The sequence below is a fragment of the Marimonas arenosa genome (genome assembly GCF_030848945.1).
GTDB classification, from domain to species: Bacteria; Pseudomonadota; Alphaproteobacteria; order Rhodobacterales; family Rhodobacteraceae; genus Marimonas; species Marimonas arenosa.
This window is the reverse complement of the sequence record NZ_JANHAX010000001.1, coordinates 995,942-1,010,805: the sequence shown is the minus strand read 5'-3', so window position 1 is coordinate 1,010,805 and position 14,864 is coordinate 995,942. Positions and strand designations below refer to the sequence as shown.

The 14,864-nt window shown below is 65.5% G+C and carries 17 protein-coding genes; 11 read left to right on the top strand and 6 right to left on the bottom strand.

Annotated features, from left to right (window positions below; genetic code table 11):
* Nucleotides 1-141: 141 nt before the first annotated feature.
* The 3 genes from thyX (at nt 142) to NO357_RS04955 (ending at nt 2,426) form a co-directional block, all read left to right on the top strand.
* Nucleotides 142-1,047 carry an FAD-dependent thymidylate synthase gene (gene thyX, locus NO357_RS04965; protein ID WP_306734501.1) on the top strand — a complete coding sequence of 302 codons (906 nt, stop codon included), beginning with the start codon at nt 142-144 and terminating at the stop codon, nt 1,045-1,047.
* Nucleotides 1,044-1,469: a hypothetical protein gene (locus tag NO357_RS04960; protein WP_306734500.1), complete on the top strand. Its 426-nt coding sequence runs from the start codon at nt 1,044-1,046 to the stop codon at nt 1,467-1,469. The genes thyX and NO357_RS04960 overlap by 4 nt, the downstream gene beginning before the upstream one ends.
* A gap of 159 nt (nt 1,470-1,628) precedes the next feature.
* The gene (locus tag NO357_RS04955; protein WP_306734499.1) at nt 1,629-2,426 is read left to right on the top strand and encodes a hypothetical protein; all 798 of its coding nucleotides are present in this window, start codon (nt 1,629-1,631) and stop codon (nt 2,424-2,426) included.
* A 190-nt stretch (nt 2,427-2,616) separates the two neighbouring features.
* Here the strand turns inward: NO357_RS04955 and NO357_RS04950 are convergent, their stop codons facing one another.
* Nucleotides 2,617-2,823 carry a cold-shock protein gene (locus NO357_RS04950; protein ID WP_306734498.1) on the bottom strand — a complete coding sequence of 69 codons (207 nt, stop codon included), beginning with the start codon at nt 2,821-2,823 and terminating at the stop codon, nt 2,617-2,619.
* Nucleotides 2,824-3,045: 222 nt separating this feature from the next.
* Here NO357_RS04950 and NO357_RS04945 point away from each other — a divergent pair, with 222 nt between their 5' ends.
* Both NO357_RS04945 and NO357_RS04940 read left to right on the top strand, forming a co-directional pair.
* Nucleotides 3,046-3,366, top strand: coding sequence for an arsenate reductase family protein (locus NO357_RS04945; RefSeq protein WP_306734497.1), 321 nt, complete (start codon nt 3,046-3,048; stop codon nt 3,364-3,366).
* A gap of 4 nt (nt 3,367-3,370) precedes the next feature.
* Nucleotides 3,371-3,739 (top strand): hypothetical protein, encoded by a 369-nt coding sequence (locus NO357_RS04940; protein WP_306734496.1) that lies wholly within the window; start codon nt 3,371-3,373, stop codon nt 3,737-3,739.
* A gap of 67 nt (nt 3,740-3,806) precedes the next feature.
* On the opposite strand, the gene NO357_RS04935 is transcribed toward NO357_RS04940, so the two are convergent.
* The 5 genes from NO357_RS04935 to thrS form a co-directional block, all read right to left on the bottom strand.
* Nucleotides 3,807-4,367: a DoxX family protein gene (locus NO357_RS04935; protein WP_306734495.1), complete on the bottom strand. Its 561-nt coding sequence runs from the start codon at nt 4,365-4,367 to the stop codon at nt 3,807-3,809.
* Nucleotides 4,364-5,134, bottom strand: coding sequence for an HvfC/BufC N-terminal domain-containing protein (locus NO357_RS04930; RefSeq protein WP_306734494.1), 771 nt, complete (start codon nt 5,132-5,134; stop codon nt 4,364-4,366). The genes NO357_RS04935 and NO357_RS04930 overlap by 4 nt, the downstream gene beginning before the upstream one ends.
* The gene (bufB, locus tag NO357_RS04925; protein WP_306734493.1) at nt 5,131-6,006 is read right to left on the bottom strand and encodes an MNIO family bufferin maturase; all 876 of its coding nucleotides are present in this window, start codon (nt 6,004-6,006) and stop codon (nt 5,131-5,133) included. Before bufB ends, NO357_RS04930 begins: the two co-directional genes overlap by 4 nt.
* A 63-nt stretch (nt 6,007-6,069) precedes the next feature.
* Nucleotides 6,070-6,375 (bottom strand): BufA1 family periplasmic bufferin-type metallophore, encoded by a 306-nt coding sequence (locus NO357_RS04920; protein WP_306734492.1) that lies wholly within the window; start codon nt 6,373-6,375, stop codon nt 6,070-6,072.
* 613 nt (nt 6,376-6,988) lie between these two features.
* Nucleotides 6,989-8,944: a threonine--tRNA ligase gene (gene thrS, locus NO357_RS04915; RefSeq protein WP_306734491.1), complete on the bottom strand. Its 1,956-nt coding sequence runs from the start codon at nt 8,942-8,944 to the stop codon at nt 6,989-6,991.
* A 205-nt stretch (nt 8,945-9,149) separates the two neighbouring features.
* Here thrS and NO357_RS04910 point away from each other — a divergent pair, with 205 nt between their 5' ends.
* From NO357_RS04910 to NO357_RS04885, 6 genes are all read left to right on the top strand, one after another.
* A complete protein-coding gene (locus tag NO357_RS04910; RefSeq protein ID WP_306734490.1) occupies nt 9,150-10,430 on the top strand; it encodes an FAD-dependent oxidoreductase in 1,281 nt (426 codons plus the stop codon).
* Nucleotides 10,431-10,536: 106 nt separating this feature from the next.
* Nucleotides 10,537-11,346: a creatininase family protein gene (locus tag NO357_RS04905; RefSeq protein ID WP_306734489.1), complete on the top strand. Its 810-nt coding sequence runs from the start codon at nt 10,537-10,539 to the stop codon at nt 11,344-11,346.
* Nucleotides 11,347-11,399: 53 nt separating this feature from the next.
* Nucleotides 11,400-12,611: an MFS transporter gene (locus NO357_RS04900; RefSeq protein ID WP_306734488.1), complete on the top strand. Its 1,212-nt coding sequence runs from the start codon at nt 11,400-11,402 to the stop codon at nt 12,609-12,611.
* 54 nt (nt 12,612-12,665) lie between these two features.
* Nucleotides 12,666-13,415 (top strand): alpha/beta hydrolase, encoded by a 750-nt coding sequence (locus NO357_RS04895; protein WP_306734487.1) that lies wholly within the window; start codon nt 12,666-12,668, stop codon nt 13,413-13,415.
* Nucleotides 13,412-14,407, top strand: a complete 996-nt coding sequence (locus tag NO357_RS04890) for an alpha/beta hydrolase (RefSeq protein ID WP_306734486.1) — start codon at nt 13,412-13,414, stop codon at nt 14,405-14,407. Before NO357_RS04895 ends, NO357_RS04890 begins: the two co-directional genes overlap by 4 nt.
* Nucleotides 14,407-14,850, top strand: coding sequence for a VOC family protein (locus NO357_RS04885; RefSeq protein WP_306734485.1), 444 nt, complete (start codon nt 14,407-14,409; stop codon nt 14,848-14,850). The genes NO357_RS04890 and NO357_RS04885 overlap by 1 nt, the downstream gene beginning before the upstream one ends.
* Nucleotides 14,851-14,864: the final 14 nt, after the last annotated feature.

Here is a 14,864-nt window from a genome sequence, read left to right as displayed (position 1 = left end):
ATCGAAAGTCAATCGCCGCCTGATTCGACGAAAAAAAATGTTTGACATGTGGGCAGAATGTCCCGGTCGCTTGTGGTTCCTGTGTGGGAACTCTCAAGATATAGTGGCGGGCGACTCATTCTTGTAACAAAGGACGCCCCGATGACCGTGACCCCCGAGCAGCAGGCCGAGATCGAAGAGTTGCGGAGCCACCCGCATCAGACCCTGCGGGTGGTGAGCGAAGGGATGGAGAAGCATCTTTATACTGCGATCCCGGTGCTGGATCATGGCTTCGTGCGGGTGATCGACTACATGGGCGACGATGCGGCGATCTGCCAGGCGGCGCGGGTGAGCTATGGCAAGGGCACCAAGTCAGTCCAGAACGACGAGGGGCTGATCCGTTACCTGATGCGGCACTGGCATTCGACGCCGTTCGAGATGTGCGAGGTCAAGCTGCACGTCAAACTGCCGGTGTTCGTGGCGCGGCAATGGATCCGGCACCGCACGGCGAACGTCAACGAATATTCGGCGCGCTATTCGATCCTGGACCGCGAGTTCTACATGCCCGCGCCGGACCAGATCAACGCCCAGTCGGTGGTCAACAACCAGGGCCGGGGCGATCTGCTGAGCCCTGAGGACACCGCGCGGGTGCTGGAGATGCTGAAGGGCGACGCGGCGCGGTGTTACGACCATTACCAGACGATGATCGACGAGGACGGCATCGGGCTGGCGCGCGAACTGGCGCGGATGAACCTGCCGGCCAACATCTACACCCAGTGGTACTGGAAGGTCGACCTGCACAACCTGCTGCATTTCCTGCGGCTCAGGGCGGATGCGCATGCGCAATTTGAGATCCGGGTCTATGCCGACGCGATCTGCAAGGTCGTGGCCGACTGGGTGCCGTTCGCCTATCGCGCGTTCGAGGATTACCGCATGGGCGCGGTGACGATGTCGTCGCAGATGATGGACTGCCTGCGGCGGATGCTGAGCGGGGAGACGGTCACTGCCGAGACCTCCGGCATGAGCGCGCGGGAGTGGCGCGAGTTCCAGCAGGTGCTGGAGGGGTGAAGCTGTCGCCCGAGACGCTGGAGGTTCTGGCCGGGTTGATCACCGGCGAAAGCGGGCTGACCCCCGAACGCGGCGGGCCGGCGCTGGCGGATTTTTTCGACAACCGCGCCGAGTGGGAGCCGTTCGGCGCGGGGTTTCCCCCGGCTGGGGAATATGTGCGCGAGCGGTTGGCGGTGTTCAACGGCTCGCCGCGGCTGAAGAAATTCGTCGAGCGCGCCTTCGAGACCGAGGAGGACGGCGCGCTGTGGCCGGACAACGCCGCGCTGGCCTTCGTGCCGGTGCTGGAGCGCGACGGGTATACGCTGCGCAAGGTGCGGCGAGCGCCGGTGCCCTATGGCGCCACGGTGATCCCGGCGAAGGATGTGTATCAGGTGATGAAGATTGACCGGGGCGGGAAGCGGTATGTGGCGCACAACTCTTGATTGAGCGCTCTGTATGTGGAGAATAGTGCAAATCCGCGCGGGAATGGCGGGAGGTTGAGGGGGTTTTGGAGGGGTGAGATGCTGCGCCCAATGTGCGGGGTGGCGAAAAGAAATAAACTCGCGACTTGATTAACTACTGACTAAAGGTTGCCGGTAATCTTGGCGAAACTGCAGCTGCCAACATGGATAAGAGAAAGTGTTCTTACCAGCGCAAAACTGGGTGAGTTGTATGTCGATCTGGAGTATTTGCCCGAGTATTTGTTTAAGCAATGCACACACGTAGTAAACCGGACAGGAGATGAGCAGTTTGAAGTCAGCCTACACGGTTCCTTTTCTCTTTTGAGATTCGGGAGTAGGCCACTTGCCTTTGCGACTAGTCATCAGACGGATGATCTTGAGTATCGTGACGTTGCCATAGTATTGCCGGAAAATCGCGTCTATGTGACATCCAATCAGTTCTTAGCATTTCGCCACCGCCTCGCGCCGGAACAAGATGCGGATCAAGTGCGGGCTTTCAATTTTTCGGGCGCAGTGTACCAACACCCGAAAATGCTGCGCGACTTTTTTGATGCGCGCAAATCAATAGATGACGATGAATTGAGCCAGGCCGCCTTTTTCTGCGCGTTTGGTTGCGTAGATGAGGATCAAGATATTCACGTACGCGACGAATTTCCGTTCGGCTATCAAGAGTTAAAGCTTCGTGTAAGTGCGCTGACTTGTGAATTCGACGGATCGACGCCCGACGATTCAGTTTTCCGTTTGAGAATAGTCGGTCGTCAGCCAGCCTCACTAAACGGAGCGAGTGGCGGTCCGGTGTTTGCCATTTTGGAACGAGGCTCGTTTTCTGAAGTGCTTTTTGCAGGAATGATTGTACGAGGGGGGAACGAATTTTTGTATATTATTTCCGCGCAAACAATTCGTGACTTTGTTGAATTTCATGATCGCCGTGAGAAATAGAGAGACGTGCACATAGATTGGAAACCCGCGCAGCTTCGCTGCGCACGCGCCCGACCCGCCCCATGGGCGGGCGCGTTCCGCACCCACCCCGGGTCGGGCGCGTGGCGTGGATGGGGAGCGTTGCAATCGTCCGATGGGGCGGGATGGTGGGTTGAAAACCCACCCTACGGACGCCGATACGGGGGCAGGGTCAGAGCAGCTTGAGCTCTCCGGCCATCTGGCGGCCGTCGCGGCCGTCGATCAGCTCGTAGCCGACCTTCTGGTCGTCGGCCAGACCGGTCAGGCCCGACTGTTCGACGGCCGAGATGTGCACGAACACGTCCTGGCCGCCCTCTTCGGGCTCGATGAACCCGTAGCCTTTCTTGGTGTTGAACCATTTCACGGTGCCGGTTGGCATGGCCCGTTCTCCTTCAAATTCTCGTCGGGCCCTGACTTGGCGGGCCGGTCTGGCAATCCGGTCACTTGACCGTTCAGACGACCCGGGCGCATGCGGCGGATCCCTGAAAATGTGAAGTGACCCAAGCAAAATGATTGCACGCGACCCGCAAAAAGCAAGCAAAACAGGGGTGAAGCCCGGGCCTTGCCGCGCTATGAAGCGGCGATGCCGAAGGAGGGAGCCATGCAACTATACGGACTGAAGACCTGCGACACCTGTCGCAAGGCCTTGAAATCCCTGGGAGATGTCACTTTCGTCGATGTTCGGGCCGAGGGCGTGCCGGCGGAAGTGATGGCGCGGGCGTTCGAGGCTTTCGGCGGGAAGTTGCTCAATACCCGCTCGACCACCTGGCGCGGTCTGAGTGCGGCCGAGCGGGCCCGGCCGCCACTGGAGCTGCTGGCGGCGCACCCGACGCTGATGAAGCGGCCCTTGATCGCGGCGGGGCATGACCTCTATCTCGGGTGGGACAAGGCGGTGCAGGACGCGCTGCTGAACAAGGAGTAAGAGTATGCGCAACGCGGCATTGATGCTGGGCATCGTCGGCGGGCTGATCGCGATGGTGGTCGGATTCTTCAGCTATGGCTATACCGAGGTGACGGCCAGCCACGAGGAGGTGGCCGAGGTGTTCGGCCGGGTCGACAACGAACAGCTGATCCGGGTGACGAGTTTCCTGGCGCCGCTGCTGGCGATCGCCGGCGGCGCGATGGCGAAGATCCGGGCGCTGTGGGGCGGGGTGCTGATGCTGATCGCCGGCGGGCTGATGTACCATGCCTTCGGCTTCGGCGTCTTCACCATGTTTCCGATCGGGTTCTGCATCGTCGGCGGGCTGCTGGCGCTGGCCGCGGGCAAGCCCGACGAGCCGAAGGCGCATTTCTGAGCCGCGGAGCGAGGGGCGCCGCCCCTTGCGCTCCCCGGGATATTTTGGGGTCAGATGAAGGAGCCGATCAGGTGTCCGCATCGGGTTGCGGCGCGAGCAGGCGGTCGAGCGAGAGCGCGCCGCCGCCCTTGATCACCAGCACCAGCAACAGGAAGATCCAGAGGCTGCGCTGATCGAGGATCAGGCTGCCGGGGTCACCATCGAACCAGGCGCCGAGGGATTTGGCCTCGGCGATGACACCGTGGCCGTAGAGGTCGGTGAGCGTCTGCACCAGGACGAAGCCGATCATGCCGAGCGCGGCCAGGCGGGTGAGCAGGCCGAGCACGACCAGCGCGGGCAGCAGGAACTCGGCCCAGGTGCCGGCCAGCACCACGGCCCAGTGGAACAGGCCGAGCTGCGAGCTGTCGTAGCCAGCGGCTTCCATCGCCCGGGGAAAGATCTGGGCGTAGGCGCCGAGCGAAGGCGAGAACAGGCCGAGAAACCCGTCGCCCAGCTTGGTCAGCGCCGAGTTCCAGAAATAGACCAGAAACAGCGCCGCGAACAACAGCCGGGCCAGCGTGGGCAGCAGCCAGTCGGCACGCTCGAGCCGGGAGAAGACGGAACGGTGCAGGGATATCAGCGAGGTCATGCCGGGGCTTTCACTTGGGCGCCGGACAACGCGTTGTCTTGCAGCAGACGCGTGAGCAGCGGGGAGAGGTCGAAATCGGCGGCCTCGCCGGTGGCGGCGTCGAGGGCGTCGCCGAGGGATTTGCCGGCGGACAGGGCGGCGATCAGCGCGGCGCCGCCGGGCGGCAGAAGCCGTGGCACCGGGTCATAGGCGGGCCGGGTGATCAGCACGTCCTGCGCCGTGTGCGGCGGCTGCGGCGCGTTCTCTTCGTTGTTGAAACGCCAGATGCCGTGGATCGGCCAGGGCGAGCGCAGCAGGCGCACCGCCGGGGCGAAGCCGAGATGCAGGCGGAGCAGATCGTCAGGGGCGAGGGCGCCGAGCCGGCCCGGGTCGAGCGGTGCGGAGTCGGCGGCGTGGTAGCTGTCGACCAGGGCCCGGTCGAGGCGGGCGGTGTCGGGCAGGTAGCCAAGATGGCCGAGCGGTTCGAAGGCGCCGAGAAAGTCCGGAAAACCGGCGCCATAGCGTGACAGGATCGGCGAGGTCGGGGGATGCGCCCGCAGGTAGAGCCCGGCGACGGTCGCGAAGTTCTCCGCGCCGATCAGTTTGCGGACGGTGGGGAAGGCCTTTTCCAGCGCCTCGGTCAGCGACACGACGACGTTGTTGCGGTAGACTGAGAACCGGCGGCCGGCAGGTGCACCGCGGCCGTCGGTCAGGCCCGGCGGGGCCGGGCGGTCGGGGTCGAGGATGGCGGCCCGGAACTGGGTCTGGCGGGAGGTGGGCGCGCTCATGCCGGCACCTCGTCGCCGGTGGCCACGCTGCGGGACAGCGCCGCGCCGGCGCGGGCCGCCTCGGCGGCGAGCACCGGCCAGTCGGGCACGTCATTGTCCCATTCGATCAGCGCGGGACGGGGACCGGAGCGCGCCAGGGTATAATCGAACAGCGCCCAGACCGGTTCGTCCACTTCGCGGCCATGGCTGTCGATCAGCAGCGGGCGTCCGTGGTCGTCCGCCTCGGTGTCGTGGCCGGCGAGATGGAGTTCCCCGACCCGGCGCAAGGGGAAGGCATCGATGTAGCCCTGTGGTGAAAATCCGAGATTGGTGGCCGAGATGAAGACATTGTTGACGTCGAGCAGCAAACCGCAGCCGGTGCGGCGAGCGATCTCGTCGAGAAAGTCGGGCTCCTCCCAGGTGCTTTCCGCGAACGCGAGGTAGCTGGAGGGGTTTTCCAGCAGCATCGGGCGGGCGATGGCCTCTTGCAGCTCGTCGATATGATCGACGACACGCTGCAGCGTGTCGCTGGTGTAGGGCAGCGGCAGCAGGTCGTTGAGGAAGGCCGACTCGTGGGTCGACCAGGCCAGGTGTTCGGAAAAGCTGGCCGGATCGAGCCAGTCGCTCAGCCGGCGCAGGCGGCTCAGGTGGTCGGGATCGAGCCGCCCTTCACCGCCGATCGAGAGACCGACGCCGTGGACGGAAATCGGAAATCGCTCGGAGAGGTGTCGCAACTGCGCCACCGGCCGGCCGCCGGCGCCCATGTAGTTCTCGGCATGAATCTCGAGCCAGCCGATCGGGCCGGCATCGGCCATGATCTCGGCGTAGTGCTGCGGTTTGTAGCCAACGCCGGGGGCCAGAGGCAGGGTGGTGCGGCGGGTCTGATCAAGCATCGGAGGTCTCGCAAAGTCTGCCGGGCGCGACGGGCCAGGGCCGCCGCGCCCGCAGTGGTGCGCTTAAGACGACGGCAGGTCGCGGCCGAGTTCTTCGAGGCTGCCCATACGGGCCGTGCCGTCGGCCATGGCCGGCAGTTCCATGGTGGTGCAGGTGCCCTTGTCGACCAGTTTCCAGGCATTGCCCTGGTAATCGACGGTCGAGCTTCCGGCGCAGGTGGTGCCGGCGCCGGCCTTGCAGTCGTTCTGGCCGGCCAGCGACACGCCGTAGCATTTTTCCTGCTCGGCGGCGCTGGCGGTGGTGGCGTGGCCGGCCAGCGCGGTGGCGAAAGCGCCCACGAGGGCGGCGGATTTGAGGGTATTCGACATCTGGTTTCTCCCTTTGGTGTCGCAAGTTCGGATCGCATGGATGCGATGGGAAATGGGTAGCGGAGGTTGTGCGTCACGGGCCACTCACGAGGCCGTGCATCACGGCTGCGTCAGGCAAAACCGGGCGGTTTGTGAGGGGGTGAAACAAGGCTTTTTCAGTAAAGTGTTGAAAATAAAGAAAACCGGAGCGCAAAAATGTCATCCAGAGAAACCTTTACCCATGGGAATGTTACAGTATTCCATTCCGGAGTTCGCATGTGATGCCGGTTTGCCGTGCGCCTCGGTAAGGTTGTGGCAAGAAACCGGCCCCCGTCGTGCCGCCCGGCCGTCCACCCCGCCGCGACGGGGGCTCTCGGCCCGGTCTTCCGAGCGCGGGCGCTGCGGAGCCGTCGGGACCTTGAGTATTTGGGCCAAGAAAGAGAGGGGCCGTGCGGCACGGGGTTGCCGCGGGCACGCCCATCCCGGTGGTGCGGCGCGCCATGTCGCGGGCGTATCGGACGGCTATCCCGGGCGCCGCTCGGCCCGGCCTGCATCGGCCGCAGTGCAACCGCGGCCGCTTTCCCCGGCAACGCTGGGGCGCGGTTTCCCGGACCGCGCCGGGGTTGGGGTGCGGTCAGCCGTCGCGCGCGAGATCGGGCGGGGTAGCCTCCTGCGCCAGGGCTGCCACCACGTCGGCCAACGCCGTGACCCGGGTGTGTTTCTCGCCCAGGCGGCGCAGGGTCACGGTGCGCTCTTCCACCTCGCGGTGGCCGAGGGCGAGGATCACCGGCACCTTGGCGAGCGAGTGTTCGCGGACCTTGTAGTTGATCTTTTCGTTGCGCAGATCCGCTTCGGCCCGGACCCCGGCGGCCTGAAGCGCCGAGACGACCTCGTGCGCGTAGTCGTCGGCTTCGGACACGATGGTGGCGACGATCACCTGCCGCGGCGCCAGCCAGAACGGCAATTTGCCGGCATGTTCCTCGATCAGGATGCCGATGAAGCGTTCGAAGCTGCCCAGCGTGGCGCGGTGCAGCATGACCGGGCGGTGCTTGGCGCCGTCCCGGCCGACATAGGTCGCGTCGAGCCGCTCGGGCAGGACGAAATCGACCTGCAGCGTGCCGCATTGCCAGTCGCGGCCGATGGCGTCGGTCAGCACGAATTCCAGCTTGGGCCCGTAGAAGGCGCCTTCGCCGGGGTTGAAGCCCGGTTCGATCCCCGCGGCGCGGGTGGCATCGAGCAGGGCTTTTTCGGATTTGTCCCAGACCGCGTCGGAGCCGGCGCGCATGTCGGGGCGGTCGGAGAACAGCACCTTGAACTCGGGGAAACCGAGGTCGCGATAGATTTCGGACAGGAAGTCGATGAAGATCTTGGTCTCTCGCTCGATCTGGTCCTCGGTGCAGAAGATGTGGGCGTCGTCCTGGGTGAAGCCGCGCACCCGCATGATGCCGTGCAGCGCGCCGGAAGGCTCGTAGCGGTTGCAGGAGCCGAACTCGGCCATGCGCAACGGCAGGTCACGGTAGGATTTGAGGCCCTGGTTGAAAATCTGCACGTGGCAGGGGCAGTTCATCGGTTTGAGGGCATTGACCGACTTTTCGCGGGCGTGTTCCTCGTCGACCTCGACGATGAACATGTTGTCCTGGTATTTCTCCCAGTGGCCCGAGGCCTCCCACAGCTTGCGGTCGACGACCTGAGGCGTGTTGACCTCGACATAGCCGCCCCTGGCCTGCATGCGGCGCATGTAGTCCTGCAGCGTGGTGTAGATCATCCAGCCGTTGGGGTGCCAGAAGATCTGGCCCGGGGCCTCTTCCTGCATATGGAAGAGGTCCATTTCGCGGCCCAGCTTGCGGTGGTCGCGCTTGGCGGCCTCTTCCAGCATGTGCAGGTATTTGCGCAGGTCTTCCTTGTTCTTGAACGCCACGCCGTAGATCCGCTGCAGCATGGCGCGGTCTGAATCACCGCGCCAATAGGCGCCGGCGACGCTCATCAGTTTGAAGGCGTCGGCCGGAAGCTGCCCGGTATGGCTCAGGTGGGGACCGCGGCAGAGATCCTGCCAATCGCCATGCCAGTACATGCGGATCGGCTGGTCCTCGGGAATCGCGTCGATGAGCTCGATCTTGTAGGGCTCGTGCGTGCCGCGGTAGTGTTCGATGGCGCGGGCGCGGTCCCAGACCTCGGTGGTCACGGGGTCACGGAGATTGATGATCTCCTTCATCTTCTTCTCGATCCGGCCGAGATCTTCGGGGGTGAAGGGCTCTTCGCGGTCGAAATCGTAATACCAGCCGTTTTCGATCACCGGGCCGATGGTGACCTTGACGTCGGGCCACAGTTCCTGCACGGCGCGGGCCATGACATGAGCGAAGTCGTGGCGGATCAGTTCGAGCGCGGCGGCGTCGTCCTGCATGGTATTGATGGCGATGGCGGCGTCTTGCTCGATCGGCCATTGCAGGTCGAAATGGGCGCCGTCGACCTGGGCGCTGATCGCTTTCTTGGCCAGGCTGGGCGCGATCGACGCGGCAACCTCGGCAGGGGTGACGCCGGCGGCGTAGTCGCGCGCATTGCCATCGGGGAAGGTCAGGGAAATCTGGCTCATCGGCCTTGCTCCTCGTCGGTTTGGCGCCCACGGAACGCCCGGTTGCGGGTATGGTTCAGGGGCTATTTGGCGCGGGGTCGGGGCGAAGTCAAGCCGTGCGGCAGGTCGGGGGCGCGAGCCACGCTTTGGCGGCAGGGGTTTTTCGGCTATCCTTCCAGGAATTGCGACAAAGGTACTTTGAAAAAACGTTGAAGCGGGGGGACTCATGCAAAAGGCGGTTGTGATCGGGGCGGGCATGGCCGGGTTGATGGCCGCGGCGGTCCTGGCGCGGCAATACGGGGATGTGATCCTTTTAGATCCTGACCGGATGCCGGACGGCGCGTTGGCGCGCAAGGCGGTACCGCAGGGGCAACATGCTCATGCGCTGCTGAAATCCGGAGAAGAAGTGATGTCCGGCCTGTTTCCCGGTTTCGTGGACGATCTGATCGCGCGGGGGGCGCATCAGTTCCGGGTGCGCAGTCAATGGCGGACCTGGGGCGGAACCGGTTGGGCGCCGCCTGTCGATATCGGGCTGACGATGATGTCGCAGACGCGTCCGCTGATCGAGCACCTGATACCCGAGAGGGTGATGGCGCTGGAGGCGGTTTCGACCGAGACCGGGCGCGTCGAGGCGTTGGTCTCGGGCCGGTCCGAAAGGGTGACTGGCGTGGTGGTGGCGGGCCACGAGATCGCCGCCGACCTCGTCGTCGACGCGTCGGGCCGCGGTGGAAGAACCGATGCCTGGCTGAGCGGCGCCGGCATCGCGCCGCCACGCAAGTCGACGGTGGCGCCCGAACTGAGCTATACCTCGGCGCTGTTTAGCCGAAAGATCAATCAAGGTCCGGATTTCGGTGGCTGGCTGATGTTCGGCCATCCGCCGGAAACCCGCAGCGCGGTGGCCTTGCCCGTCGAGGGCGACAGGTGGCTGGTGACGGCGGCTGACCGGTTCGGCACCACGGTGGAGGCCGAGGAGGCTGCTTTCCGCGGCTTCCTCGCGGACCTGCCGGATGATCGGTTCGTGACGCTGCTTGCCGGGGAGAAGCCGGTTTCGGACTTCACCCGCTACCGGGTGGCGCAGGTATACATGCGCCATTTCGACGAGACGGACATGCCGGACAACTATGTTCCGATCGGCGACGTGATCGCAACGTTCAACCCGATCTATGCGCAGGGCATGTCGATTGCCGCCCTGCAGGCGCAAGCGCTTGCCGATGCGCTGGCAGGCGGCGGTGCTGGCGGGGTGTTTCAGCGCTATGTCGGGCGCGCCGTCGAGGTCGCGCGCTGGGCCTGGCTGCTGGGTCAGGCAAACGATCTGGGCTATGACCAGTTCGCGGGCGATGTCGGACCCGATGTGACGGCAGTGAGCCGGACCCTGCAACGCCTGAACGCGGCGCTGCCTGACCATCCGGAACTGATGGGCGACCTGGGGCAGGCGATTCACCTTTTTGTTTCGCCGGAAAGCCTGGAGCAGGCGGTGGAGTCGGCATTGGCCGGGGCGACGCCGTGACGACCTGCACGGTGTCGTTGCCGCCAAGGCCCTTGGGGGCGCGGTCCCGCTGGCAGTCAAATCGGTGATGTGCTTATCTTAGGCGGCATGGTCGAAGGATGAGAAAATGGACGTCGCCTGGGAAAAGCTGAAAGCGCAGGAGCTGCGCGCGCTGGCGGAGCAGAACGCGGTGGTGATCCTGCCGGTGGCCTCGATCGAGCAGCACGGGCCGCATCTGCCAACGATGGTTGATACGAGACTGGGGCAGGAGATTGCCCTGCGGGCGGCGCGGAAGGCCAGCGACACGCGACCGGTGGTGGTCACGCCGGTGGTCTGGTCCGGGCTGAGCGAGCATCACATGCCGTTTGGCGGCACGCTGACGCTGAGCCATGACACGTTCCGGGCGGTGCTGCGCGATCTTGTCACGGCGATCACCCGGCACGGCTTTCGCGACATCCTGATTTCGAACAGCCATGGCGGCAATATCATTGCCTGTCAGCAATTCATCGACGAGTTTGCGCCGGAGTCCGAGGCGACGCTGGTTTTCGCCTGCTATCCGATGGAAGCGACGGACGCGTATCGCGAGGTGCTCGAGGACCAGGAGGGGATGCAGCATGCCTGCGAGGCCGAGACCTCGATGATGATGGCGCTGGAGGCGGATCTGGTGGACGATACCGAGTTGGGTCAGATCGCGCAGAACGCCGGCGGGCCGAAGTTTCTCAAGGCGGGGCAGGCGGGCTATCGCTGGCGGCCCTTCGCGCATGTCACCGCCAACGGGCTGGCGGGCAACCCGGCGCGGGCCAATGCCGAAAAAGGCGAGCGGCTGATCGAGATCGGGGCCGAGGCGATCGCGGCGCTGATCCTTGATCCCGAGACCTGGGCACCGCCGCGGGACCTGCGTGGCGAGGGTACGGGCGGCGTGCCGTTCCGCCGGTGACGGCCCGGTCCGTTCGCATCTATGAGGCTTGGTCGGGGGCGCGGGCGAAAGACGTGCATGCCGACGAACCCGGCAACTGGCTTGGCCATGTCGGCGCTCTGTCATTGACCAAGTCGGCAGACGGTCTGTTCGACCCCAAGCTGGTGCTAAGCTGGCTGCTGGCGGCGCTGTCGGCGCCGGCCGTGTTCGTCGGGTTGCTGGTGCCGATCCGCGAGGCGGGCGCACTGTTGCCGCAACTGTTCACGGCGCCGCATATCCATGGCCTGGCCCGCCGGAAATGGGCCTGGGCCGGGGCGGCGGCGGTGCAGGGGGCAATGCTGGTGGTGATCCTGATCGTGGCGCTGACGATGCAGGGCGCGGCGGCGGGGATCGCGGTCTGCGCCGCTCTGGCGGTTCTGTCGGTGGCGCGGTCGGTCGCCTCGGTGAGCTACAAGGACGTGCTGGGCAAGACCGTCGGCAAGGCGCGGCGGGGCGCGGCCACGGGGCTGGCAGCCTCGGCAGGAGCGGCGGTGGTGATCGGTTTCGCGCTTGTCCTGATGGCGGCGCCGGTCGGTCGGATGTCGATCGTGATTGGCGCGATAGGGCTGGCGGCGGTGGGTTTCCTGTTGGCCGCGGTCGTGTTCGCCGGGCTGCGCGAAGAGGCCAGGCCGGGCACAACCGGCACCGGCTGGCGCGCGGCGCTGGGACAGATGCGGCTGTTGTGGGACGCGCCGGAACTGGGGCGGTTCGTGATCGCGAGGGGTCTGCTGGTCTCGACCGCTCTGGCCCCGCCCTATCTCGTGCTGATGGCGGCGGAGGCCGGCAACCGGGCGTTCGAGCGACTGGGGGCGCTGGTGCTGGCGTCGGCGGTGGCCTCGCTGGTGTCGTCCTATGTCTGGGGTCGGCTGGCCGACCGGTCGTCGCGCCGGGTGCTGATCTATGCCGGGCTGTCCGGCGCGGCGGCGCTGGCCGCGGCGCTTGTGCTGCGGGCCCTGGGGCTGGTGGACACGGTCTGGGCCCTGCCGCTGGTGCTGTTTGCGTTGATGATCGCCTATCACGGGGTGCGGCAGGGACGCTCGATCTATCTCACCGACATGGCGCCGGAAGATCGGCGACTGGCCTATACGGCGGTGGCGAATACCGCGATCGGGGTGCTGCTTCTGGGCACGGGCGTGTTCGGAGCGCTGGCGGCGATGGCCGGCGCCGAGGTGACACTGGCGCTGTTTGCCGCGATGGCGACGGCGGGCGCCGGGGTGGCGGCCGGGCTGCGGGAAGCGGAAGGGTGATTGCGGCGCCGGGATCGGGCCGTTAGCGTTGGGCGACGACAACAGGGGCAAGACATGACCGAGTTTCTCGACACGCCGCAAGGGCGCAGGCTGGCCTATCACAAGACCGATGGGCAGGGGCCCTGCGTGGTGTTCTGCGGCGGGCTGAAATCCGACATGGAGGGCACCAAGGCGGTGTATCTCGAGGATTGGGCGCGGCGAACGGGGCGGGCGTTCCTGCGATTCGACTATTCCGGACATGGTGAGAGCGCGGGGGCGTTCACGGACGGTTGTATCGGCGACTGGCACGAGGACACGGTAGCCGCCATCTCCGCGCAGACCGAGGAGCCGGTGGTGGTCGTGGGCTCGTCGATGGGCGGCTGGCAGGCACTTTTGCTGGCGCGCGCGGTGCCGGACCGGATCGCCGGCATGGTCACCATCGCCGCAGCGCCGGATTTCACCGAGGACGGCTATTGGGCCGAGTTCACCGATGAGCAGAAGACGCAGCTGGAGGAGGTGGGCCATGTCGAACTGCCCAGCGACTACATGGAGCCCTATGTCATCACCCGGCGGATGATCGAGGACGGCCGGCAGCGGCTGGTGTTGCGCACGCCGCTGGAATTGCGGTTCCCGGTGCGCATGCTGCAGGGCACCGCGGATACCGCGGTGTCGCTGGCCACCGCGGTTCGGTTGCTGGAACATGCGGACGGTCCTGACATGCGACTAACGCTGGTCAAGGACGCCGATCACCGCTTTTCCGACGAGACCTGCCTGGGGCTGATGGAGGCAGCGGTCGAAGAGGTCATCGCGCGGGCCGGGGTATGATCCGCCCGGTTCGCAGCTGGCTGAGCCGGGGGCTTGTGGCGCTGTTGCCGCTGGGCGGCGCGGCCTGGGTTTTCGGGCCATATGAACCGGTGGAGGTGAACGTGACCTTCGATTCCAAGGTGCTGCAAGGCGGGGTGGACACCTATCTTGCCGCCGTAGAAGCGCCCTATGACGATTTGACCGCAGGGGTGGAAAAGCGGGTGATCTGGGCCGGGGCGCCCGAAACCCGAACGCCGGTTTCAGTTCTCTATGTGCACGGGTTTTCCGCCACGTCCGAGGAACTCAGGCCGGTGCCGGACAAGGTGGCCGACGCCTATGGCGCCAACCTTGTTTTCGCGCGGTTGAAAGGCCATGGCCGGCCCGGCGCGGCGATGGGCGAGCCACGGGTGAAGGACTGGGTGCACGATGTCGAGGAAGCCCTGGCGGTAGCGCGCGCGGTCGGCGACGAGGTGATCGTGATCGCCACCTCCACCGGCTGCACGCTGGTGGCCGAAGCGATGGTGCGGCCCGGTGGGCAGGAGCGGGTGAAAGCGATTGCCTTCGTATCACCAAATTTCGCCATCAACGATCCCAAGGCCTGGTTGCTGACCCTGCCCGGGGCGCGTTACTGGCTGCCGCTGCTGGCCGGGCGCGAGCGCAGCTGGGAGCCTACCAGCGAGGCGCAGGCGACCTACTGGACCACGCGCTATCCGCTCGCAGCGGTGACCACGCTGGCGGCGCTGGTGAAACACGCCGCGGCGCAGGATTATTCCGGCGTCGCGGTGCCGACATTGTTCTATTACTCGCACAAGGACCAGGTGGTGGAGGCCAACGTGACCGACCGGATCGCGGCCGCTTGGGGTCGCAAGTCCGGTATGCCGGCCACGGTGGTGCCGCTGCCCGACGACGCCGACGTGGTCGACAATTGGCACGTGATCGCCGGTTGGATCGCTTCGCCCGGGAACACTGAGCCGACGGTGAAGGTGATGCTGGACTGGCTGAAGGGGGTATGATGGACCAGAGGGTATCACTGATCACGCTGGGCGTGCGCGATCCAAACCGCGCGGCGGCGTTTTATGAGGCGCTGGGCTGGACAAGGGTCGAAGCACCCGAGGGGATCGTGGTGTTTGATCTGATCGGTCAGAGCCTGGGGCTTTACCCGCTGGAGGATCTGGCGCGGGACATGGGGGTGAAGCCCGAGCGGTTGGGCACAGGGGCGGCGACCTATGCCTATAACGTGCGCGACAAGGTCGAGGTGGCGCAGGTTCTGGACACGGCCCGCGCCGCGGGGGCGGAGATCCTTAAAGAGGCGCATGACGTGTTCTGGGGCGGGCATATTGGCTATTTCTCCGATCCGGAAGGGCATGTCTGGGAGGTGGCGTGGAACCCGTTTTCGCCGCTTTCGGACGAGGGCACGTTTCGCTGGGGCGGCTACGCGTCGGGGGAGGCGGGCTGAAGCCCGCCCGCGAA